Origin of the sequence: Halorubrum sp. SD626R (genome assembly GCF_001261915.1) — an archaeon.
Classification (GTDB): Archaea; Halobacteriota; Halobacteria; order Halobacteriales; family Haloferacaceae; genus Halorubrum.
In genome coordinates, this window is record NZ_CVRT01000095.1 from 1 (window position 1) to 20533 (window position 20533).

General features: G+C 71.9%; 20 protein-coding genes and 1 pseudogene. 11 read left to right on the top strand and 10 right to left on the bottom strand.

The window, feature by feature from the left end:
* Window positions 1-163, bottom strand: a pseudogene (locus SD626R_RS10135) (proteasome subunit beta); the annotation flags it as partial.
* A 275-nt stretch (window positions 164-438) separates the two neighbouring features.
* Window positions 439-612 (bottom strand): hypothetical protein, encoded by a 174-nt coding sequence (locus SD626R_RS16830; protein ID WP_176697306.1) that lies wholly within the window; start codon window positions 610-612, stop codon window positions 439-441.
* Between the two features lie 346 nt (window positions 613-958).
* Here SD626R_RS16830 and SD626R_RS10140 point away from each other — a divergent pair, with 346 nt between their 5' ends.
* Complete coding sequence (locus SD626R_RS10140; RefSeq protein ID WP_092566249.1) at window positions 959-1639, top strand: uracil-DNA glycosylase family protein; 681 nt, start codon at window positions 959-961, stop codon at window positions 1637-1639.
* 396 nt (window positions 1640-2035) lie between these two features.
* Here SD626R_RS10140 and SD626R_RS10145 read toward each other — a convergent pair whose 3' ends face one another.
* From SD626R_RS10145 to SD626R_RS10160, 4 genes are all read right to left on the bottom strand, one after another.
* Window positions 2036-3214, bottom strand: coding sequence for an asparagine synthase C-terminal domain-containing protein (locus SD626R_RS10145; RefSeq protein ID WP_092566250.1), 1179 nt, complete (start codon window positions 3212-3214; stop codon window positions 2036-2038).
* A gap of 6 nt (window positions 3215-3220) precedes the next feature.
* Window positions 3221-3904 carry a PHP domain-containing protein gene (locus SD626R_RS10150; RefSeq protein WP_092566251.1) on the bottom strand — a complete coding sequence of 228 codons (684 nt, stop codon included), beginning with the start codon at window positions 3902-3904 and terminating at the stop codon, window positions 3221-3223.
* A 456-nt stretch (window positions 3905-4360) separates the two neighbouring features.
* The gene (locus SD626R_RS10155) at window positions 4361-4627 is read right to left on the bottom strand and encodes a DUF7513 family protein (RefSeq protein ID WP_092566252.1); all 267 of its coding nucleotides are present in this window, start codon (window positions 4625-4627) and stop codon (window positions 4361-4363) included.
* Window positions 4624-6246 (bottom strand): Na+/H+ antiporter NhaC family protein, encoded by a 1623-nt coding sequence (locus tag SD626R_RS10160; protein ID WP_092566253.1) that lies wholly within the window; start codon window positions 6244-6246, stop codon window positions 4624-4626. Before SD626R_RS10160 ends, SD626R_RS10155 begins: the two co-directional genes overlap by 4 nt.
* 353 nt (window positions 6247-6599) lie before the next feature.
* Here SD626R_RS10160 and SD626R_RS10165 point away from each other — a divergent pair, with 353 nt between their 5' ends.
* From SD626R_RS10165 to SD626R_RS10190, 6 genes are all read left to right on the top strand, one after another.
* Window positions 6600-7070, top strand: coding sequence for a 30S ribosomal protein S15 (locus SD626R_RS10165; protein WP_092566254.1), 471 nt, complete (start codon window positions 6600-6602; stop codon window positions 7068-7070).
* A gap of 106 nt (window positions 7071-7176) precedes the next feature.
* Window positions 7177-8400: an exonuclease RecJ gene (locus SD626R_RS10170; protein WP_092566255.1), complete on the top strand. Its 1224-nt coding sequence runs from the start codon at window positions 7177-7179 to the stop codon at window positions 8398-8400.
* Window positions 8397-8729, top strand: a complete 333-nt coding sequence (locus SD626R_RS10175) for a KEOPS complex subunit Pcc1 (protein WP_092566256.1) — start codon at window positions 8397-8399, stop codon at window positions 8727-8729. The genes SD626R_RS10170 and SD626R_RS10175 overlap by 4 nt, the downstream gene beginning before the upstream one ends.
* On the top strand, window positions 8726-9373 hold the full coding sequence (locus SD626R_RS10180) for a 30S ribosomal protein S3ae (protein WP_092566257.1): 648 nt from the start codon (window positions 8726-8728) through the stop codon (window positions 9371-9373). The genes SD626R_RS10175 and SD626R_RS10180 overlap by 4 nt, the downstream gene beginning before the upstream one ends.
* Window positions 9374-10059: 686 nt before the next feature.
* The gene (locus SD626R_RS10185) at window positions 10060-10338 is read left to right on the top strand and encodes a DNA-directed RNA polymerase subunit L (RefSeq protein ID WP_092566258.1); all 279 of its coding nucleotides are present in this window, start codon (window positions 10060-10062) and stop codon (window positions 10336-10338) included.
* 133 nt (window positions 10339-10471) lie between these two features.
* Window positions 10472-11500: a glycosyltransferase family 4 protein gene (locus SD626R_RS10190; protein WP_092566259.1), complete on the top strand. Its 1029-nt coding sequence runs from the start codon at window positions 10472-10474 to the stop codon at window positions 11498-11500.
* A gap of 33 nt (window positions 11501-11533) precedes the next feature.
* On the opposite strand, the gene SD626R_RS10195 is transcribed toward SD626R_RS10190, so the two are convergent.
* Entirely contained in the window at window positions 11534-11854 is a 321-nt protein-coding gene (locus SD626R_RS10195) for a DUF7510 family protein (RefSeq protein ID WP_092566260.1), read from the bottom strand.
* A 169-nt stretch (window positions 11855-12023) separates the two neighbouring features.
* Between SD626R_RS10195 and SD626R_RS10200 the strand changes: the two genes are divergently transcribed.
* From SD626R_RS10200 to SD626R_RS10215, 4 genes are all read left to right on the top strand, one after another.
* The gene (locus SD626R_RS10200) at window positions 12024-13298 is read left to right on the top strand and encodes a Single-stranded DNA binding protein (RefSeq protein WP_092566261.1); all 1275 of its coding nucleotides are present in this window, start codon (window positions 12024-12026) and stop codon (window positions 13296-13298) included.
* Window positions 13295-14977 carry a hypothetical protein gene (locus SD626R_RS10205; protein ID WP_092566262.1) on the top strand — a complete coding sequence of 561 codons (1683 nt, stop codon included), beginning with the start codon at window positions 13295-13297 and terminating at the stop codon, window positions 14975-14977. The genes SD626R_RS10200 and SD626R_RS10205 overlap by 4 nt, the downstream gene beginning before the upstream one ends.
* Window positions 14977-15813, top strand: a complete 837-nt coding sequence (locus SD626R_RS10210) for a metallophosphoesterase (RefSeq protein ID WP_092566263.1) — start codon at window positions 14977-14979, stop codon at window positions 15811-15813. The genes SD626R_RS10205 and SD626R_RS10210 overlap by 1 nt, the downstream gene beginning before the upstream one ends.
* A gap of 77 nt (window positions 15814-15890) precedes the next feature.
* Window positions 15891-16469, top strand: coding sequence for a putative phosphothreonine lyase domain-containing protein (locus SD626R_RS10215; protein ID WP_092566264.1), 579 nt, complete (start codon window positions 15891-15893; stop codon window positions 16467-16469).
* Between the two features lie 20 nt (window positions 16470-16489).
* On the opposite strand, the gene SD626R_RS10220 is transcribed toward SD626R_RS10215, so the two are convergent.
* The 3 genes from SD626R_RS10220 to mutL all read right to left on the bottom strand — a co-directional run bounded on the left by SD626R_RS10220 (window position 16490) and on the right by mutL (window position 20379).
* The gene (locus SD626R_RS10220) at window positions 16490-16936 is read right to left on the bottom strand and encodes a PhlB family protein (protein ID WP_092566265.1); all 447 of its coding nucleotides are present in this window, start codon (window positions 16934-16936) and stop codon (window positions 16490-16492) included.
* A complete protein-coding gene (locus SD626R_RS10225; protein WP_092566266.1) occupies window positions 16933-18093 on the bottom strand; it encodes a thiolase family protein in 1161 nt (386 codons plus the stop codon). Before SD626R_RS10225 ends, SD626R_RS10220 begins: the two co-directional genes overlap by 4 nt.
* A 69-nt stretch (window positions 18094-18162) precedes the next feature.
* Window positions 18163-20379 (bottom strand): DNA mismatch repair endonuclease MutL, encoded by a 2217-nt coding sequence (gene mutL / locus SD626R_RS10230; protein ID WP_092566267.1) that lies wholly within the window; start codon window positions 20377-20379, stop codon window positions 18163-18165.
* Window positions 20380-20533 lie beyond the last annotated feature (154 nt).

Here is a 20533-nt window from a genome sequence, read left to right on the forward strand (position 1 = left end):
TGCCGACGGTCGTCGTGCCGGTCTTCATCTCGCCCTCGCCGTCGGCCTGCGCCGCGCGGCGCTCGCTGTGTTCGAACTCGCCGAGTTCGGGTCCGAAGACGGGCTGGTCGCGGCCCAGCTCGTCGGCCGTCCCCTCGGAGAGGTCGCCAGTCGGTGTTCGCATTACGACTCCGTTGGCCCGGCGCGCTGATAAAGGCAACCCTTCGGGGACCGCCCGCCGGTTCCGACGGGCCTATTCGTCGCGGGCCGTCGCGGCCCGCGCGTCTCCGTCGCATCTCCGTCGCGTCGCCGTCGCGTCGGTCGATCGTCGCGACGAGGTCGCCGCGCCGCGAGGCGGGGGCAGTCGGCGAACGCCCGGTCGAGGGAGACCTCGGATCGCGCCGCGACGGCGCGGCCGCTGGAAGGGATAACGAACGGCTCGGATCGAAAAGGGATCGCTTACTCCTCGACGCGCTCGTACACCTCGCCGGTGGTCTCCACGAGCCGGCCGACGGGGACGTTAATTCCGAGGTGCGTGCGAGCGAAGACGGCCACCGGGAACAGCGAGATACCGATCGCGACGGTCGCTTGGTGGATCCCGAAGATGGCCGCCGAGCGGATGCGGTCGAACATGGGTCTTCGGACGACCGGAACGGAGGTGTATATAAATACTTTCCGGGGCGAGATAGCCGATAGACCCGACGCAGTCATGCGGTTTCGGGTCATAAATTAACGATTGTGAAATATAGCGGGCGGCGGGTCGGAATCGGCATATCCACGGCGGTGTGAACCCCGCTCGTTTGCATAAGTTACGCGTAACCACCGTGCCTCGTGCGCCTCGCATCTGGGGCGCTCGGGGTCCGTAGGGGCACTCGCGGTCGCGGTCGGTTCGGGGAAGCGAGTTCGTTCGGCCGCGGACCGACCGGCGTCCGACCGCGGACCGAACGGGATTTATCCAGGGCGTCGCCTATAGTGTGGCGTGCAGAACGTTACGGACCGGACCCGCAACCCCTTCGGGATGCGGCCGGACTGCGGGTCGTTCGTCCCCGGCTACGGCGACGCCAACGCCGACTTCCACGTCGTCGGCGACCACCCCGGGGTCCACGGCGGCGTCGCGACGGGCGTCCCGTTCACCGGCGAACCGTGGTCGCCCGCGTTCCTCTCGGCGCTGACCGAGGGCGGGCTGATCGCGGGGGACGCCGAGGGCCCCGCGCCGGACGGGACCGCGCCGGAGGGCGGGGACGCGGAGTCGGAACCGGTCCGCACCGAGCGCACGTACCTCTCGTACCTCCACATGTGCGTGCCCGACGGCGAGCCGACCGCGGCGTCGTACGACGACATGGAGCGGTTCTTCGACGCCGAACTCAGAGCGATCGCCGCGCACGTCCTCCTCCCGGTCGGCGCCAAGGCGACCGAGCACGTCCTCGAACAGTACACGGCGCGGGCGTGGAAGACCGAGGTCGACATGGCGGCGCTCCACGGCGAGGAACTCCTCGGCTCCGGCTGGCTCGTCCTCCCGATCAGGGACCCCGCCGAGTGGGAGGCCGGCGACGCGGACCGGCTCGTCGACGCGCTCTTAGAGCTGCGATCGACCGACTTCCGCCGCGAGAGCGACCTCGGGCGCTTCGTCGCGGGGAGCGACCCGTACCTCGTCCGGTGAGCGTCCGGTCGGAACCGAGCCCGTCGCGGCGATGATGCGTCGCGGTCGCCGGCGCGCCGCGGCCGTTGATGCGTCGCACTCGACGCGCGGTCGACCGCGCGTCGAGTGTGGGCCGGATGCGCGTGCGGTTTCGTTTCCCTTCCGACACGCAGACCGGCGTATTTGACCCGAAAACGCCGTTTCGGTGCCCGATCGTCAGCTATACGCCGACCGCGTCAGTCATATTTGTCGCTATTCCCCGTATTTTATATCGGTCCCCGTTATTCGTCACCAGACGCCCGAACGATCGGGCGTCGGCCGTAGGACTGGTACTCCATACGGCGGCTTGGTCAGCAGCGGCCCTCACGGGCCGTTTCTCGTCGAAGCAACTCGATCGCGGAGCGACCGCGTCGCGAGTCAGTCGCCCGCCAGCAGGTCGTCGAGGTACCGGCCCACGTGGTCGTCCATGCGCCGCTTGAACCCGGCCCGCCGCGCGAGCCGGTCGAGCTCGCGGGAGACGTAGGTGCCGTACTGGACCGCCTTCTTGTCGGCCGTTCGGACCGATTCGGGCACGCGCCCGGTCGCCGCGCGGCGGAGCGCGACCTTCCGCTCCCCGTCGCTCGCGAGCAGCTCGCCCGGGAGCGCGAGCGCGGCGGCGACCACCCGGTCGTCGAGCAGCGGCGCGACCGGTTCGATCCCGGCCGCGCGGAGCGCCAGCACGTCGCGTTCGAGCTGGTCGGGGAGCGTCCGGACCGTCTCGGTCCGGGCGCCCCGCACGGTGTCGGCGTCGACCCGGTCGTCGGTCGCGGGGTCGACGACCTTGCTGTACCCGCCGAACAGCTCGTCGGCGCCCTGCCCCACCGCGAGCCGATCGATTCCGTCGGCCGCGGCCGCCTCCGCCGCGAGGTACAGCGGCACCGCGATAGCGAGGTCCATCGGGTTGCGGCGACCCGTCGCGGCGGCGACCTCGCGGACCGCGCGCAGGAGTTCCTCGTGGGTGATCTCGACGACGCGCAGGTCGCGGTCCATCCCCGCGGCCGCCTCGCGGGCCGCCGCGACGTCGTGACACCGCTCGAAGCCGGCGACGTAACAGGGCGCGTCGGAGGCGCCACCCGCGACGAGCCCGGAGTCGACGCCGCCGGAGAAGGCGACTGCGAGTCGCCCCGGCCCGCCCGCGAGACCTCCGAGCGCATCGGCGATCGCGTCGTCGACGGCGGTCTGCGCGGGATCCGGGTCGGACGGCGGTCCGTCGGGGAGCGGCCAGACGCGTTCGATCCCGCCGGCGGACGCGACGCTCCCGGCTGGAACCGGCGCGGGCTCGTCGAGGGCGTTCCGATCGAAGCTCCACGCGCTCGGATCGGTCGGGGCGAGGTCGGTCGGGTCGGGGTCCGTCACCGAGTCGGCGACCGCGCGCTCGACGAACAGCGGCTGGCGGCCGAGGACGTCGCGGACGAGGACCGGTCCGTCGCGCTTGGGCGGGTCCGCGAGCCGCCCGGCGAAGCCGTGCCCGCCCGGGAGGGGATCGCCGTCTCGGAGGGCGTCGCGGACGCGGTCGGGAGCGGCGCCGCGCAGGTCCGAGGGGGAAGCGTCCGCCATCGCGGGCTACCGCAGCGCGCGGAGCGCGCGGAGCGCGCGGCGCTTGGCCCCGCCGCCGAACTGGCGGAGGGAGACGCGCCACGGGGTGCGCTTCCCGACGACGCTGGTCCGGCCGTCGCGGATCGCGGAGAGGATCGCGTCGGCCGAGCGCTCGTCGGCGCCGACCTCGGTCACCGCCTGCCCGACCATCTCCGAGATGTGGGCGTCGCTGCCGGCGGTCATCGGGATCCGGTTCCGGAGCGCGAACCGTTCGGCCTGTCGGTTCGAGCGGCCCGTGAACAGCCGGGAGTTGTACACTTCGAGGGCGTCGGCGCCCGCCAGCTGCTCGTCGCTGATGTGCGCGGCGACGCCGTGGCGGGACTTCTGGAAGGGGTGGGGGACGACCGCGATCCCGCCCTGGTCGCGGATCCGGTCGAGCGTCTCGTCGAAGGGCAGCCCGCTCTCGACGCGCTCGTCGATGCCGAACGCGAGCACGTGGCCGGCCGCGCAGGTCACCTCCATGCCGACGATGCCGACGAGCCCGTAGTCGGGAGCCATCTCGGCCGCCTCGACGCTGGCGTCGATCTCGTCGTGGTCCGTGACGGCGAGCGCGTCGAGCCCGACCGCGGCCGCCTGCTCCAGCAGGAGGTCGACCGGGTCGCGCCCGTCGTAGGACAGCGCGGAGTGCGCGTGGAGCTCGACCGATAGCACGCTCCGTACTTCGGTAGTCGACTTAAAAAGCGCCCCGGTCCGCGGCGATTCGCGTCGGTCGAGATGGAAGCGATGCGGTGGCGCGCGCCTCCGAGCGCTCCTCAGGCGCGAGTAGGAAGGGACCGAAGGTCCCTCTGACAGCCGGCGGCTTTGCCGCCGGCGAGAGCGCGTGCGATGGAGTCAGTCGTCCGGAGCGAAGCGGAGGACGACTGACGAGGCTGGGGAGGCGTGAGGCGCGGAGCGGTCGGGTGGGACTCAAAGGGGCAGCCGCGAGGACGACGCAGGCGACGAAAGCACCGCAGGGAGCGAATGAAACGAGCGACTGAGGAGCGCAGCGAGCGTGCGTCGTCCTCGCGGCTGGGGCTTTGGCGGTGTTCACCGGAGATCCAGTGGCAACCACGTCCGCTGGTCCGGCGTCAACCATATATGAAAAAGCGAACCGCTCTCGCCGATCGTCTAGAACGCGCTCTCGCCCACCGTCTCGCGGTAGGTCCCGGTACCGCGGTGAGCGGTCTCGTCCCACGTCTCGACGGCGACCCGGATACGGGTGTCGGCTGCGTCCCCCGGCGCGCCCTCGATCCGCAGCGTCGAGTCGCCGATCCGCGCGATCGCCCTGTCACCCTCCGCACCGGTGACCATCACCTCGATCACGTCGCCGGGCTCGTAGTCGGGGGTCGAGCTCCGGAGCGACCAGCCGGCGAGGAACTTCTCGAAGCGGCTCACGCGCGCGACACCTCCTCGGAGATCCGGTCGGGGATGTACTCCCGCCCGAACCCGGTGATCGCGGCCAGCAGGAAGACGATGACGAGGAACCAGCCGTGGAAGACGTACGGCACGACCTCGATCGGGTTGACGACCATCTCGGGGCCGTACTGCTCGCCGAGCCCGTCGGGGCCGACCATCACCTGATACCCCACCAGCACGCCGCCGGCCCACGGGAAGATGTACCCGAGCGCCGAGGTGTTGGCGTCGAGGATGTTCGCGCGCCGGTAGCCGTTGATGTTGAACTTCTCGCCGAGCCGGGCGATGTACGGGGCGATCGCGATCTCCGCGGCCGTGTTGATCGTGATCATCCCGTTGATCGCCGCCGTGCCGAGCACCATCGTCAGCTCGGCGCGGCGGACGGTGGTCGCGACCGAGTCGAGCAGGAACTCCAGGATCGCCTCGAAGCCGCCGCCGCGGATCATGATCTGCGCCATCGCCACGATGAGCAGGGTCAACACGATGAGCGGGAAGAAGCCGATCGCGCCCGAGTAGAGGCTCCCGCCGACGCCCGCGGTCTCGCCGACCCGCACGAACGGGAGCGCCGCGGCGGGCGTCGGCGAGGTGGTCGTGAACACGAGGATGTCGGCGACCGAGGAGAGGCCGAACGCGAGGTTGAACGCGACGGCGACGATGAGTCCCCACGAGACCGCCTCGACGATGTGGCGGCCCGCGACCGCCGTCGCGATGACGACGCCCATCGATATCAGGTGGACCAGCCCGGGCGCCGTCGCCGACTCGCGGAGCGCGGCCGCGCCCTCCAGGCTCGCGCCCGAGAGCACCGAGCCCATGATCAGGTACGCGGCGAACGCCGGCACCGCGGCGAGGATCGCGTACTTGAACCGCGAGGCGACGACGCCGCCGATGTCGGCGTCCTGCGTCACCGCGCTCACGATCGTCGTGTCGCTCACGGGCGCGAGGTTGTCGCCGAACACCGCCCCGGAGAGGATCGCGGCGAACAGCAGCACCGGGTTCGCGCCGAGGAGGACCCCGGCCGGGAAGAAGAGAGTGACGAACGCGACGGTGGCGCCGTACCCCGTCCCGATCCCGGTCGCGAGCAGGCCGCAGAGGACGAACGCGGCCGCGGGGAAGGTGGTCGCGCCGACGTTCAGGGCGTCGGCGGCGAAGATGAGCCCCCCGACGAACCCGCCGACCTGCAGCGTCTCGGCGAACATCCCGGCCCACAGCCACGCCACGATCGCGGTCGCGGCGACGCGCTGGGTCATCCCCTCGAAGATCGTGTCGGCGTACGCCTTCCAGTCCCCGCGCACGAGGAACATCCCGAGGATGGTCCCGACGAGCGCGCCGATGACGAGGCCGTTCGTGTCGCCGATCCCGAGGACCCCGCTCTGGACGATCGCCCAGAAAATGAAGAAAACGATCGGCACCGTGCTCGCCCACTTCCCGCCGTAGAAGGCGATGCGGGGCTCGTGCGGCTCCGCCGACTCGTCGGCGAATCCGCCGTCGGCGACGGGGACCGGGTCGCCGGTCGCGCCATCGGGCGCGTCCTCGGGTGGTTCGCCGTCGGGCAGTTCGTCGTCGATCCGATCTCGCGTCTCGTCGTCTGGGGGACCCGTCATGCGTTTCTCCTACGCGCTCGGTGACGGAGGGTCCACCTAAATCCTCCTTTCTCGCGTCGTCCGCCGACGGTCGATCGGTTCCCGCTCGGGCGCGCCCCGACCCACAAGAACACGCTTAAGAACCCCGCCGTCGTCGTCACGGACGGGAACAGCACAGCTGCAGATCCGACTCGCCGGGGCCTCTTCGCCCGCGGCTTGGGAATGTAGCAGTGCACCGACGCCTCCGGCGTCGCGGCTCGGGCCGGTCCGTTCGCGCGGATCGGCCCCCGACCGCTCGCGCGACGCGAGCGCCCGACAGCCGCGCCGCGCGGAGCCGCGGTCACGTTGTGGTTGTGCCGTTCCAATTTCAGACAATGGCACGAATGCACACGCGCCGTCGCGGTTCGTCCGGTTCGGACAAGCCGGCGACGGACGAGAACCCGGAGTGGAGCGACGTCGACGCCGAGGAGATCGAATCCCGCGTCGTCGAACTGGCGGAGCATGGCCACGACCCCAGCGTCATCGGCCTCAAGCTGCGCGACGAGGGCGTCAAGGGCGTTCCGGTGCCCGACGTCAAGTTGGCGACCGGCAAGAAGGTCACCGAGATCCTCGAGGAGCACGACGCCGAGCCGGAGTACCCCGAGGACCTCTACAAGCTGATGGAACGCGCCGTCCGCCTCCGCGAGCACATGGCGGACAACGGCCAGGACCACCAGAACAAGCGCGCGCTCCAGAACACCGAGTCGAAGATCCGCCGCCTCGCGAACTACTACCGCGGCGACGAGATCGACGAGGAGTTCACGTACACCTACGAGCGCGCCGCCGAGCTGGTCGGCGACGAGTAACGACGCCGAGTAGCGACACCGACGAGACGCACCGACGCGCAACCGAACGCGACGCGACACGCAGGCCACACGAGAACCGCCCGCAACCGCACTCGACACCCAACCCATGACCGAAGCGACGACCGCCACGCCCGCCCCCGACGCCCTCGCCGACGTCCTCGCCGACGCGCCGTTCGCCCGGCTCGTCGCGACCGACGACGGCGACGCGCTGGCAGCCGCGGGGCTGCTCGCCCGGGCGCTGCGAGCCGTCGGCACGCCGTTCCAGGTCCGCGTCTCCGCCGATCCCGTCCCCGACGACGCCGACGACGGCGTCGCGGTGACCGTCGGCGCAGCGCGCGGGCCGCACGCGATCCCCGGCGCCGGACGCCCGGCGAGCGCGGACGCGTTCGCGGTCTCGCGCGCCCTCGGCGTCGATCCGGACCCCGTCGTCGCCCTCGCGGGCGTCGTCGCGGCCGGCTCCGTCCCTGGAACGGACGGCTCGGCCGACGCGCTCGACGCCGCCGAGGCGTCCGACCGCGCCCGTCGACGACCCGGCGTCGCGGTCCCGACCGCGGACCTCGCGGACGGACTCGCGGCCTCGACGCTCGTCCGGACGCCGTACTCCGGCGACCCCGAGGCCGCGCGCGCCGCGCTCGCGGAGCTCGGGCTCCCGGTCGACCTCGACGACGACGCCCACCGACGCCTCGCGTCGCTGGTCGCCGTCGACGTCGCCGACGCGGAGGGGGCGAGCGCGCGATCGGCCGCGGCGGTCGAGCGCGCGCTCCGACCGTACGAGACAGTCGGGGACGCGGCGCCGTTCGAGACGGTCGGCGGCTACGCCGACGTCCTCGACGCGCTCGCCCGCGAGGCCCCCGGAACGGGGGTCGCGCTGGCGCTCGCCGCCGACCCGGGCGACGACCTCGGGGCCGCCGCGCTCGACGCGTGGCGGTCTCACGGACTCGCCGCGCACCGCGCGCTCGACGCCGCGACGACCGGCCGGTACGACGGCTGCGTCGTCGTCCGCGTCGACGTCGCGGAGGGCGTCGACGCCGGCCGCGCCGAAGGCGGCGACGCCGCGCACGACGCGGCCGCCGTCCTCCCGACGATCGCCCGGCTCGTCCGCGACTTCCGGTCGCCAGAGCCGGTCGCGATAGCGGTCGACGAGACCGGGGGTCGGCTGGCCGCGGCGGCCATCGAGCCCCTCGGACTGGGAGACGCCTGCCGGTTGGCGGCGGGCGAAGTCGAGGGTGACGGCTGGGGGACCGCCGACCGCGGCGGGATCGCAGTTAGCACAAACGAGACCGACGGCGACATCACGGGCGCGCTCGCCGCGCTCAGGGAGGCGCTATGACCGAGCGATCCGCTCCGAGCGGGGGGTCCACCCGGGGCGACGGGCCGACCCGGACGGCGACCGTCCGGACGACCCACGCCGACGCCGCCCTCGTCGCCGCCGCTCTCGCCCCGGACGAGACCGACTCGATGGCCACCCGCGTCGACGGCGACGCGATCGAGTGCGCGATCGAGCGGCCCACCACCGGCGGGCTGCGGGCGACCGCGGACGACCACGTCGTGAACCTGCGCGTCGCGGACAGACTCGTCGAGCGCGCGAGGGCGCACCTCGCGGCCGACGGCGGAGCGCGCCGCTCCGACACCAACGGCGACACAGACACTAACACATGAGCGAACGATCCGTATCCAAGAGCAGAGAACAGAAGCGCTGGTACACCGTGCTGGCGCCCGAACAGTTCGACCGGCAGGAGCTCGGCGAGACCCTCGCCGAGGAGCCCGACCAGGTCGTCGGCCGCACGATCACGACGACGCTCGGCGAGCTGACCGGCGACTCCGGCGCGAACAACACGAAGCTAACCTTCAAGATCACCGACGTCGGCAGCGACACGGCGTACACCGAGTTCATCAAGTACGAGCTCACGCGGGACTACCTGCGCTCGCTCGTCCGCCGTGGCGCCTCGAAAGTCGAGGCGTCGATCACGGTGCTGACGACGGACGACTACCGCATCCGCGTCCAGCCCGTCGCGCTGACGACGAAGAAGGCCGACCGCTCCCAGGAGAAGGCGATCCGCCGCGTCATGATCGACAAGGTCCACGCGGCCGCCGAGGAGCGCACCTTCGAGGCGTTCGTCGACGCGATCGTCGAGGGGAACCTCTCCTCGGCGATCTACGGCGAGGCGAAGCTGATCTACCCGCTGCGCCGCGTCGAGGTCCAGAAGCTGACCCTCGAAGCGCGCCCGCGCGAGGTCGCCGCCGAGGAGGAGGCCGCCGTCGACGTCGACGCCGACGAAGTGGCCGTCGACGCCGACGAGTAACGTCTCATCGACGCACCACGCGACTTTTCCGTTTATCACCCGCGGAGCGATGGTGCCGACGTGAACGTCCATGAACGACAGCGGCGGCGACGATCTTGTTCATATATGGAGATCGTGATAAGACGGTTCGAATGCGGTGGCGCGCGCCTCCGAGTGGCCGTGAGGCCACGAGGAGCGCGTGCGAGGGACGCCGCGAGCGTAGCGAGCGGCGAGGCTGGGGAGGTGTGAGGTGCGGTTGCGGTGCGGGGTGGGACTCAAAGGGGCAGTCGCGAGGGCTCGCGCGCCTTGTTGCGCTCCTCGCTCGCTACCGCTCGCTGTGGTGCTTACTGCGGCGTGCTTCGCCCTCGCGACTGGGGCTTTGGAGGTGTTCTCGGTCACAGCGACTGCAACGACGTGTAGCCGAGCGACTGGGGCTTTGGAAGTGATCACGGACCGAACGATGAACGACATATAAACGACGGCTCACTTCACGGGTCCCGCCAGCCGCTTGCGATACGGTCCGAACCCCCGTTTCTCGTAGACCGGCATCGCTCGCTCAATGTCGTCGTCCGTCGAGAGTCGTCGGATTTCCACACCGCCGACCCCATTCGCGTCACTTAAAAGGCTCTCGCGGCGTGCGGATCGTCCGCATCCCCCGATATCCGGGAGACGAAAGCTTGAAACGCCGCTCGCCCGACCGCACGAGTATGGAACTGCGGGTCATCGAGAAGACCGACACGGAACTCCGCATCGAGATCGCCGGCGAGGACCACACGTTCATGAACGTGCTGAAGGGCGTGCTCCTAGAGACGGACGGCGTCGCGGCCGCGACCTACGACATGAACCCCGAGCAGTCCGGCGGCCAGACGGAGCCGGTGCTGACGGTGAAGTCGGAGTCCGACGACCCGCTCGACCTGCTCGCCGACGCCGCCGAGGCGATCACCGACCGGACCGGCGCGCTGCGCGACGCCGTCCGGGCGGCCTGAGCCGACTCCTCGACGCCGTTCTATTCTCCTTCGGCTCGTCTGTTCCGCTCCGCGAACCGCTCGCCCCGACCGAACGAGGGCCATACCTAAGTGCCGACTCGCGAAACGGGGAGGCATGCCACCGAGCGTACTCATGCTGGGATGGGGGTACCCGCCGAACATCACCGGCGGGCTCGACGTCCACGTCGGCGAACTGTTCTCCGGGCTCCGCGACGATCTCGGGGTGGAGGCCACTCTCGTCCTGCCCGCGGAGTTCGCCCCGGACGGCGAGCCGGGACTCGAACCGGTCGAGACCGGCGACGGCGACATCGCCGCCCGCATCGAGCGTCTCAGCGACCGGTTCGCGGAGCTGGCGCCCGACCACGACGTGATCCACACCCACGACTGGTTCGGCTACGCGCCGGGGCGACAGGCCGCCCGCGCGTCGGACGCGACGTGGGTCTCGTCGTTCCACTCGCTGGCGAGCGACCGTAACATCGACCCGCCGAGCCGCGAGGTCGAGACCGAGCGCCGGCTCGCGAACGCCGCCGACACGAACATCGCCGTCAGCGAGATAGTCCGTGGCGACATCAGGGAGCTGTACGACGCCGATTCCCGCGTCGTCTACAACGGGTTCTCGACGCCGAAGTTCTCCGGGAAAGACGTCCGGGCGGACCTCGGCATCGACGGCGAGATGCTGTTCTTCGTCGGGAGACACACGGACCAGAAGGGGATCTCCCACCTGCTGTACGCGATGAAGAAGCTCCGCGGCCGCGACGTGACGCTCGTCGTCGGCGGGTCGGGCCACCAGACCGAGCAGCTGAAGCGGTTCGCCGAGCTGCTCGGCATCGAGGACCGCGTCGAGTTCGTCGGCTACGTTCCCGAGGCGGAGCTCGGCGACTACTACGCCGCCTCGGACGCGTTCGTCTCCCCCTCGTACTCCGAGCCGTTCGGGATCACGATCACGGAGGCGCTGGAGGCCGGGACGCAGGTCGTCGCGACCCCCTCGGGCGTCGCCGAGGTGCTGCCCGAGGGCTGTCTCGTGGAGGTCGAGACGGACTCGGAGTCGATCGTCGACGGGCTCACCGAGGCGCTCGACCGCGAGGAGCCGCCGCAGTACGAGCGCCGGGAGTGGCTGGACGTGGCGGAGGACACGCTCGCGGTGTACGAGGACGTCGCGTAGGGCGCGAACGCCCGGCTCTGCGGTTGAAGATCCCTACGCCTCGTCGGCGCGGTAGACGTCGAACTCGGTCGCCGTCTCCGGGTGGGTGATCCGGAACCCCTCGGCCGTCTCGATCACGCCGCGCGTGCTACCGGTATCGCCGCCGTACGGGCTTTCCTCGCCGTCGATCCCGCTCCCGCCTTGATACGGCGAGGTGTACGGCGACCCCGACACGGGCTCGTCGAAGCTCTCGGGCGGGAGGTAGATCCGCTCGCCGCCCGCGGAGCGGACGACGACCGCGACGTCGCGGGTCCCGGTCACGTCGATGACGGTTCGCTCCCCCGTGACGCGCGCGTCGATGTCGATCTCGTCCATGGCTCACGTTGTGAGCGGGGACGATTTAGCAGTACCGGCGTCGGCGCCCGCTCGGCCTGCTCGCCGACGCCGCCCGGGCGATCGCCGACCGGACCGACCGCGTCGGCCCGTGTGCCAGGGCCCCCCCGGTGGTGAATCCTTTTGTGCGGTCGCGTCGAAGTCGACTCCGATGGACGTCAACAGCCATGCCGAGGAGCTCGCCTCCGACCTCGGCGTCGACAAAGAGGAGGTCAAAGCCGACCTGGAGAACTTACTGGAGTACAGCGTCCCGATCGACGAGGCGAAACAGAGCGTCCGCCGGAAGCACGGCGGCGGTGGCGGGGGCTCGACGCCGACCCCCGACGCCGTCGATGTCGGCGAGATCACGACGGACAACAACGGCGTGACGGTGACGGTCAAAGTCCTCACGCAGGGGACGCGGACGATCCGGTACCAGGGCGACGACCTCACGATCCGCGAGGGGGAGGTCGCCGACGAGACGGGCGTCATCTCCTACACCGCCTGGCAGGACTTCGGGTTCGAGCCGGGCGACTCGCTGACGATCGGCAACGCCGGCGTCCGCGAGTGGGAGGGCGCGCCGGAGCTCAACCTCAACGACTCGACCACCGTCGCCATCGCGGACGAGCCGGTCGAGGTCGGTCGCGAGGTCGGCGGCGACCGCGACCTCGTCGACATCAGCGCCGGCGACCGCGGCCGCAACGTCGAGGTCCGCGTGCTGGAGGTCGACGAGAAGACCATCTCCGGGCGCGACGGCGAGACCGACATCTTGGAGGGCGTCGTCGGCGACGCGACCGCGAAGCTCCCGTTCACCGACTGGCAGCCCCGCGCGGAGCTGGAGCCGGGCGCCGACCTCCGGATCGAGGACGTGTACGTCCGGGAGTTCCGCGGCGTCCCCTCGATCAACCTCACAGAGTTCTCGACGGTGACGCCACTCCCCGACCCGGTCGAGGTCGCCGACGACGCACCCCGCCTCTCGGTCGGCGAGGCGGTCGCCTCCGGCGGGATGTTCGACGTCGAGGTCGTCGGTAACGTCTTAGAGATCCGCGACGGCTCCGGGCTCATCGAGCGCTGTCCGGAGTGCGGCCGCGTGGTCCAGAACGGCCAGTGCCGGAGCCACGGCGACGTCGACGGCGACGACGACCTGCGCGTGAAGGCGATCGTCGACGACGGCACCGACACCGTCACCGTCGTCCTCGACGACGAGCTCACCGCCGAGGTGTACGGCGGCGGGCTCGACGACGCCCTCGCCGCGGCGAAAGAGGCGATGGACAAGGAGGTCGTCGCCGAGTCGATCGCCGACTCGCTGGTCGGGCGCGCCTACCGCGTGCGCGGAAGCCTCTCGGTCGACGACTACGGCGCCAACCTCGACGCGACCGAGTTCGCGCTCGCGGACGACGACCCCGCCGACGCCGCCCGCGCCGCGCTCGCGGAGGTGGGCGAATGAGCGACGACGGGCCGGGCGCCCGCGAGGTCGCCCACCGGGTGTTCGCCGCCGAGTTCGACGACGCCTCGCTCTCGTACTCCGAGAGCGACGAGGAGCGCGCCCCGAACTACGTGGTCACGCCGACCGGCGCGCGCGTGAACCGGCTGTTCACCGCCGGCGTGCTCACCGAGGTCGAGCGCGTCAACGACGAGACGCGCCGCGGGCGCGTCGTCGACCCCTCCGGCGCGTTCGTCACGTACGCCGGCCAGTACCAGCCGGAGGCGCAGGCGTTCCTCGAACGCGCCGAGCCGCCCTCGTTCGTCGCGCTCACGGGGAAGGCGCGCACCTTCGAGCCGGAGGACTCCGACCGCGTGTTCACCTCGGTCCGCCCGGAGAGCCTCAACGAGGTCGACGCTGACACCCGCGACCGGTGGGTCGTCTCCGCCGCGCGGGCGACGCTCGACCGCCTCGCCGTCTTCGCGAAGGCGCTCGACTCCGACCTCCGCGGCGACGAGCTCCGCGTCGCCCTCGAATCGGGCGGCGCGCCGGCGTCGCTCGCGGCCGGGATCCCGAAGGCGATCGCTCACTACGACACCTCGACGGCCTACGTCGAGGCGGTCCGGCGGCTCGCCGTCGACGCCTTGGTGCTGATCGCCGGCGACCGCGACGAGGTCCGCCCGCTCGACCTCGCGCCGGACGCGGGGGGCGACGCCGCGATCGGCCCGCTCCCGGAGACCGACGTGGCGGTCGAGGCGCCGGCCGGGGCCGCGGCGTCGTCGGGAGACGCCGAAGCGGCCGCCGATTCCGAGGCCGAAGCGACGACCGACACGGATGCGACCGCAGACGCCGAAAGGGCGGCGACGCCGGACGCCGAGGCGACCGCGCCGGACGGCACCGGTCCCGAGTCCGGATCGGTCGAGTCGACCGCGTCGAGCGGGACGACCGAGACCGTCGAGGGCGCGACCGACGACCCCGAGACCGAGCCGACTGAGGCCGCCGAGGCGAGCGCGGCCGAGACTGGCGTGAGCGACGCGGGCGACGACACCGCGGACGCCGGAGACGGCGGACTCGGCGACTTCGAAACCGGCGGCGCCGGCGACAGCTCCCTCGACGCCTCCGAGGGAACGCCCGACGCCTCCGAGGGAACGCCCGACGCCTCCGAGGGAACGCCCGACGTCGACGACGGGAGCGACGCCGCGGCGGACGCGACCGGTCCGGAGGACGTCGACCCCGCGAGCGACGAGATGTACGAGCTCGACGAGTCGGAGCGCGAGGAGATCGAGTCCGAGTTCGGTACCGACTTCTCGACCGGCTCCGAGGTCGACGAGCCCGGGGAGGCCGACATCGACGTGCCCGACCCCGAGGAGCTACAGGAGACGCCCGAGGACGCCGCGGCGACCGACCTCGACGCCGACTCGGCCGATCCGGCTGAAGTGGCGGGCGACCGCGGGTCCGAGGAACCGGACGCCGCTGACGAGTCCGACGACGGCGACGAGGGCGCCGACGTCGACCTCGAGACCGCCGTCGTCGACGCCATGGACGCGCTCGACGACGGGAACGGCGCCGACCGCGAGGCGGTCGTCGACCGGGTGGCGGCCGAGCACGGCGTCGCCGCCGACGCGGTCGAGGACGCGATCCGGGACGCGCTGATGAGCGGGAAGTGCTACGAGCCCGGCGACGGCGTGCTCAAGCCGATCTGATGGCGCCGGGCGCGTCGCCGAGCGTCGAGCCGGTCGTCGGCGAGCCCGCCGCCGTGGCCGACCTCGGCCGGGAGCGCGCGCTGCTCGTCGCCGACATCCACGCCGGCATCGAGGTCGGCCTTCGCTACGAGCGCGGCGTCGAGCTCGACGACCGGGCCGACGAGCGCCGCGAGCGGCTCTGCGGCCTCCTCGCGGAGACCGACGCCGACCGGCTCGTGGTCCTCGGCGACCTCGCACACCGGATCGCGGCGCCGGAGGGCGAGGAGCGCGAGGAGCTGGCGGCGCTCATCCGCGCGGTGACCGACCGCGTCCCGATGACGCTCGTCGAGGGGAACCACGACGCGGGCGTCGCCGAGGCGTTCGCGGACGACCTCGACGTGATCGGGACCGGCGGGAGCGTAATCGGGGCGAGCGATCGCGGCGACGGTGACAGTAGATCCGGGACCGGCGGCGTCGGCGTCCTCCACGGCCACACCTGGCCGGATCCGGCGCTGTGCGACGCCGACGTGGTGTGCATGGGCCACGAGCACCCGCAGGTCCGGCTGGAGGACGCGGTCGGCGGCTCGCGCGTCGAGCGCGCGTGGCTCCGCGGCCGGCTCGATCCGGGGGCGTTCGTCGAGGGAAGGGGGACGGGCGGCGACGCGGACGCCGAGTCGGACGCCACGGGAGACCCGCCCGAACTCGTCGTCTTCCCGGCGTTCAACGAGCGCTCCGGAGGGACGTGGGTCAACGTCGACGGCCAGTCGTTCCTCGCGCCGTTCCTCCCCGACGCGCTCCCGGCGGGCGACGCGTACCTGCTGAACGGGACCCGACTCGGTGACTTCCGACGGATCTGAGGGCGACGAGAGCGACACCGTCCCGCCGCCATCCCCCGCGCCGGGAGCGTTTTCTCTCGGGAGACGGAACGAGAGCCATGGTCACCGAGCGTTCGCCCACCGCGATCGACGAGCCGGGGTGGCACTGGCTCCGGGTCAAGGACGTGACAGGGTTCCCGCGGCAGGCCCGTGACGGGTACTTCCCGAGACACGGCGTGACGCGACCCGCGGCGACGAGGGAGGCGGATCTACCGACGATCGACGGGTGCGATGGGGGACCGCTCCCGGCCGATGCGGAGACCGTCGCCGACGCCGACCGACTGGCGCTGGAGACGACGTACCTGAGCGGGAAGTGGCTCGTCGAGCGCCCGCCCGAGGCGGTCGACGCGCTCTGGGAGGCAGTGGTCGACGACGTCGCGGCCGAGCGGGTGTGGGACGCGAAGGTCACGACCCGCGCCGGGTGCGAGGCCTTCGGCGAAGCGAACCACGCCGTGCTCGTGTTCACGCCGAACTACCTCGACCGGGAAGACGTCGACCGGGTGCGGCGCCGGCTCAGGGACGCTCACGGCGTGACCGAGGAGATCCGATACCGGCCCGACGTGTACACGCTCGACGGGGTCCACGAGGAGCGGCTCGGCGAGCTCACCGACTCCGACGCGTCGCGGTTCAGGCTCTGAGACTCCGCCGAGCGACCGGGCTACTCGACCGGCCGGAACCGGAACCCGTCCCACTCCTGGCTCTCCGGTTCGCGGATCCCCGCGCCCGGCTCGCGGAGTTCGTCGGCATAGACGGGTTCGACGCGGTCGCCGATGTCGACGTCGACGTCGCCCGCGTCGTCGGCGCCCTCGCCGTCGGCGTTCGCCTCGCGGGGTTCGACCTGCCCGAGCGCGCGGACCACCGGCCCGTCGTACCCGTCGCCCATGTCGAACTCGACGATCGCGAGGGTGTTCGGCTCGCGGACGCCCGGCGGCGTCGCCGTCGACGTCGTCCACGTGACTACCCGGGCCTCGTACTCCGCGAGGTCGACCGTCCCGACGCGCTCCGCGCCGTTCGGGCTCACGGTGTGGGGCGGGTACGTCACGGTCCCGTCCGCGTACTCGGCGGCTTCGAAGGTCGGTTCGTCCGTCTGAGTGTTTTCGCTCATTGGCTTCCCTCCAGGATCGCGGTGGTCACGCAGTTCCCGAACCCGCCGACGTTGCAGGCGAGCCCCGTGTCGGCCTCGACCTGTCGCGGGCCGGCGTTCCCGGTGACCTGCTGATATATCTCGTACACCTGTGCGACGCCGCTGGCGCCGAGCGGGTGGCCCTTCGACTTGAGCCCGCCGGAGGTGTTGATCGGGAGCCCCCCGTCGCGGTCGGTGACGCCCTCCTCGACCGCCTTCCACCCCTCGCCCTTCTCGAAGAAGCCGAGGTCCTCGCTCTGGAGGAACTCCAGGATGGTGAACATGTCGTGGAGCTCCGCCACGTCGACGTCGTCCGGACCGATATCGGCCATCTCGTAGGCGACCTCCGAGGAGTCGACGACGCCGCCCATCGTCGTCGGGTCCGCGCGTTCGTGGACGACGTGGGTGTCGGTCGCGCCGCCGATCCCCGATATCACCGCGTACTCGCCTTCGGGCGCGTACTCCTCGGCGACGGACTCGGGGCAGAACACGAGCGCCGCGGAGCCGTCCGTGATCGGACAGAAGTCGTACAGCCGGAGGGGGTCGGCGACGACCGGGGAGTCGAGCACCGTGTCGAGGTCGACCTCCTTCCGGAACTGGGCGTGGGGGTTGTCCACGCCGTTCTTGTGATTTTTCACCGCGACCTTCCCGAGGCTCTCGCGGGGGGCGTCGTACTCGTCGAGGTAGAGCCGCGCGGTGAGCCCCGCGAACGAGGGGAGCGTGACGCCGTGCTTGTACTCGACCGGGTGCGTGAGCGACGCGATCACGTCGGTCGCCTCGGACGTCGTCCGGTGGGTCATCTTCTCGCCGCCGACGAGCATGGTGAGGTCGCTCGCGCCGGAGGCGACCGACTGCCACGCGGCGTACACGCCCGCGCCCCCCGACGAGGAAGTCTGGTCGATCCGGGCGGTGTACGCCGGCGTGGCCGCCAGGTCGTGGGCGAGCGCGTTCGGGACGCCGGTCTGGCCCTCGAACTCGCCGCTGGCCATGTTCGAGACGTACAGGTGGTCGAGGTCGTCGCCGTCGACGCCGGCGTCGTCGAGCGCGGCCGCGCCCGCCTCGGCCAGCAGCTCTCGCACCCAGGCGTCGCGCTGCCCGAACCGGGTCATCGACGCGCCGATTACCGCTACGCGTTCCATACGCCCGGGTCCGCGGCGGCCGACTAAAACGTACCTTTCCGCGGTCGGCGGGGAGGTTCCCTCGCCGGGTCACTCCGCCCGCCGGCCCGCGTGACCGGGGTAGTCGCGCTCGAACCGCGACCCGATCTCGTCGCGGTCGAGTCGGATCACGACCGGCCGTCCGTGCGGGCAGGCATACGGGTTCTCGCAGGCGTCGAGCCGGTCGAGCAGGTCGACCACCCGCCCCTCCGTCAGCGAGGTGTTCCCGGTTACCGAGGGGTAACACGCCAGGTCGGCGAGCAGTTCGTCGACGACGTCGGTCACCGGTTCGTCGCCCGCGGCCGCGTCGCCGGCGAACGCCGAGAGGGCGTCCCGAAGCAGGTCCGGGTCGAGCGCGGCGTCGAAGACGGCGGGCACCGACTCCACGGTCACCTCGCGCTCGCCGGCGCGCTCGGCGCGGAATCCGATCTCCGCGAGGTCGTCGGCGAAGTCGTCGAACAGCGCCGCCTCCCGCGCGGTGAGCTCGACTCGGACCGGTTCCGCGAGCGCCTGCGCGTCGGCGCCGTCGGCGAAGGCGTCCCGCAGGCGCTCGTAGTTCACCCGCTCGTCGGCCGCGTGCTGGTCGATCAGCACGAGCCCGTCCGGCGCCTCCGCGACGACGTACGTCTCGTGGAGCTGACCGAGCACCCGAAGCGGCGGGAGCGAGTCGTATGTCCGCTCCGCGGCCTCGGTGGTGTCGCCGGCGAGGGTCCGTTGCGCGGTGGGGGCCGCACGGGCCTCTGTCGGCGGACCGCTCCGGTCGGCAGACGCGTCGGCGACGGCGTCCGCGTCGCTCTCGGCGTCACCGAACCGATCGAGTCCGTCCGCCTCCCCCTCGTCGCTCCCCGGGGTGGACGCGCCGTCGTCGCCCGGATCGGCCGCCGCGTCGTCCGGGTCCGACTGCCAGCTCCGCGGCGAGGGGCGGTCGGCGGAGCCGTCGACGCCCGCGGAGTCGGAGGCGGAATCGCCGGCCTCGACGCCGCTCGCCGAGCCCGCGTCGCCGACCGCCCACGCGTCGTCGTCGGTCGGGTCCAGTTCGGCGGCGCCCGCCTCGGTTTCGTCGAGGGCCTCCGCGTCGTCGATGCCGTCGCCACCGCTTTCGTCGTCGCGATCGCCGAGCGCCGCGCGCTCGTGGTCGGTCCCGGCGCCGCCGACGGCCTCGGTCTCGCGGCCCTCGGGGTTGATTTCCGTCTGATCCGGGGCCGACTCCCCGCGTGGCGCGGTCGAGCGGATCAGGCCGTGGTCGAGCAGCGCCGCCTCGACCGCCTCCTCGACCGCGGCGCGCACGGCGGGCTCCTCGTCGAAGCGGACCTCCAGCTTGCGCGGGTGGACGTTCACGTCGACGTCGCCCGGCGGGACCTCGACGAACAGCACCGCGAAGGGGTAGCGGTCGGGCGCGAGCTGGCCGCCGTACGCCTCCAGCACCGCCTCGCGGAGCGCGCTCGCGGTGACGTACCGGTCGTTGACGTAGGTCGCGAGGTACTCGCGGGTCGAGCGCGTCGTCTCCGGGTGCGAGACGAGGCCGGTGACGCGGCGGACCGGAGGGTCGTCGGCGTCGACCGAATCGGCGCCCTCGAGCTCCCACGCCACGTCCACCATCGCCTCCGCGACTTCGCGCCCGTAGACGGCCAGCACGGCCGACCGGAGGTCGCCGTTCCCCTCGGTCGCGAACGTCTCGCGGCCGTCGTGCTCCAGCGACACCGCGACGTCGGGGTTCGCGAGCGCGTAGCCGGTGACGACCGTGTTGATCCGGTCGAACTCGGTCGCCGTCCGCTTGAGGAACTTCTTGCGGGCGGGGGTGTTATAGAAGAGGTCCGCGACTTCGACGGTCGTCCCCTCGGGACAGCCCGCGGGTCGGACCTCGCCGACGTCGCCGCCCTCGACCGTGATCTCGGCGCCCGCGTCGGCGTCGGGCGGGCGCGACCGGACGGTGAGCCGGGAGACCGCGCCGACGGTGTACAGCGCCTCGCCGCGGAAGCCGAGGGTACCGACGCCGCGGTCGAGGTCCTCGATGTCGCCGATCTTCGAGGTGGCGTGCTCCGCGACCGCCGCCTTCAGCTGGTCCGCAGGGATGCCCACGCCGTCGTCGCGGACGCGGACGCCCTCGGTGCCGCCGGCCTCGACCGACACGGCCACCCGCGTCGCGCCGGCGTCGAGGCTGTTCTCGATCAGCTCCTTGACGACGCTCGCCGGGCGCTCGACGACCTCGCCGGCCGCGATGCGCTGGACGGTGCGCTCGTCTAACCGCTCGATGTTCGGCGGCTCCATTGCTTACACCCGGTCGGACGAGCGCGCACTTGAAGCCGTTGTCGCCGAGGGCGACCCGGGACGGACGATGTATGAGAGTGTGCCATTTATATACCTAACTGCGGTGGCGCGTGCCTCCGAGCGCCCACCGGGCGCGAGGAGCACGCGCGAGGGA

Bases quoted from the DNA above. Each gene is read 5' to 3' on its own strand.
- SD626R_RS16830 (WP_176697306.1), bottom strand. From the start codon at position 612: ATGTTCGACCGCATCCGCTCGGCGGCCATCTTCGGGATCCACCAAGCG.
- SD626R_RS10145 (WP_092566250.1), bottom strand. From the start codon at position 3,214: ATGGCGGACGCTTCCCCCTCGGACCTGCGCGGCGCCGCTCCCGACCGC.
- SD626R_RS10160 (WP_092566253.1), bottom strand. From the start codon at position 6,246: ATGACGGGTCCCCCAGACGACGAGACGCGAGATCGGATCGACGACGAA.
- SD626R_RS10165 (WP_092566254.1), top strand. From the start codon at position 6,600: ATGGCACGAATGCACACGCGCCGTCGCGGTTCGTCCGGTTCGGACAAG.
- SD626R_RS10170 (WP_092566255.1), top strand. From the start codon at position 7,177: ATGACCGAAGCGACGACCGCCACGCCCGCCCCCGACGCCCTCGCCGAC.
- SD626R_RS10175 (WP_092566256.1), top strand. From the start codon at position 8,397: ATGACCGAGCGATCCGCTCCGAGCGGGGGGTCCACCCGGGGCGACGGG.
- SD626R_RS10180 (WP_092566257.1), top strand. From the start codon at position 8,726: ATGAGCGAACGATCCGTATCCAAGAGCAGAGAACAGAAGCGCTGGTAC.
- SD626R_RS10185 (WP_092566258.1), top strand. From the start codon at position 10,060: ATGGAACTGCGGGTCATCGAGAAGACCGACACGGAACTCCGCATCGAG.
- SD626R_RS10190 (WP_092566259.1), top strand. From the start codon at position 10,472: ATGCTGGGATGGGGGTACCCGCCGAACATCACCGGCGGGCTCGACGTC.
- SD626R_RS10195 (WP_092566260.1), bottom strand. From the start codon at position 11,854: ATGGACGAGATCGACATCGACGCGCGCGTCACGGGGGAGCGAACCGTC.
- SD626R_RS10200 (WP_092566261.1), top strand. From the start codon at position 12,024: ATGGACGTCAACAGCCATGCCGAGGAGCTCGCCTCCGACCTCGGCGTC.
- SD626R_RS10205 (WP_092566262.1), top strand. From the start codon at position 13,295: ATGAGCGACGACGGGCCGGGCGCCCGCGAGGTCGCCCACCGGGTGTTC.
- SD626R_RS10210 (WP_092566263.1), top strand. From the start codon at position 14,977: ATGGCGCCGGGCGCGTCGCCGAGCGTCGAGCCGGTCGTCGGCGAGCCC.
- SD626R_RS10215 (WP_092566264.1), top strand. From the start codon at position 15,891: ATGGTCACCGAGCGTTCGCCCACCGCGATCGACGAGCCGGGGTGGCAC.
- SD626R_RS10220 (WP_092566265.1), bottom strand. From the start codon at position 16,936: ATGAGCGAAAACACTCAGACGGACGAACCGACCTTCGAAGCCGCCGAG.
- SD626R_RS10225 (WP_092566266.1), bottom strand. From the start codon at position 18,093: ATGGAACGCGTAGCGGTAATCGGCGCGTCGATGACCCGGTTCGGGCAG.
- mutL (WP_092566267.1), bottom strand. From the start codon at position 20,379: ATGGAGCCGCCGAACATCGAGCGGTTAGACGAGCGCACCGTCCAGCGC.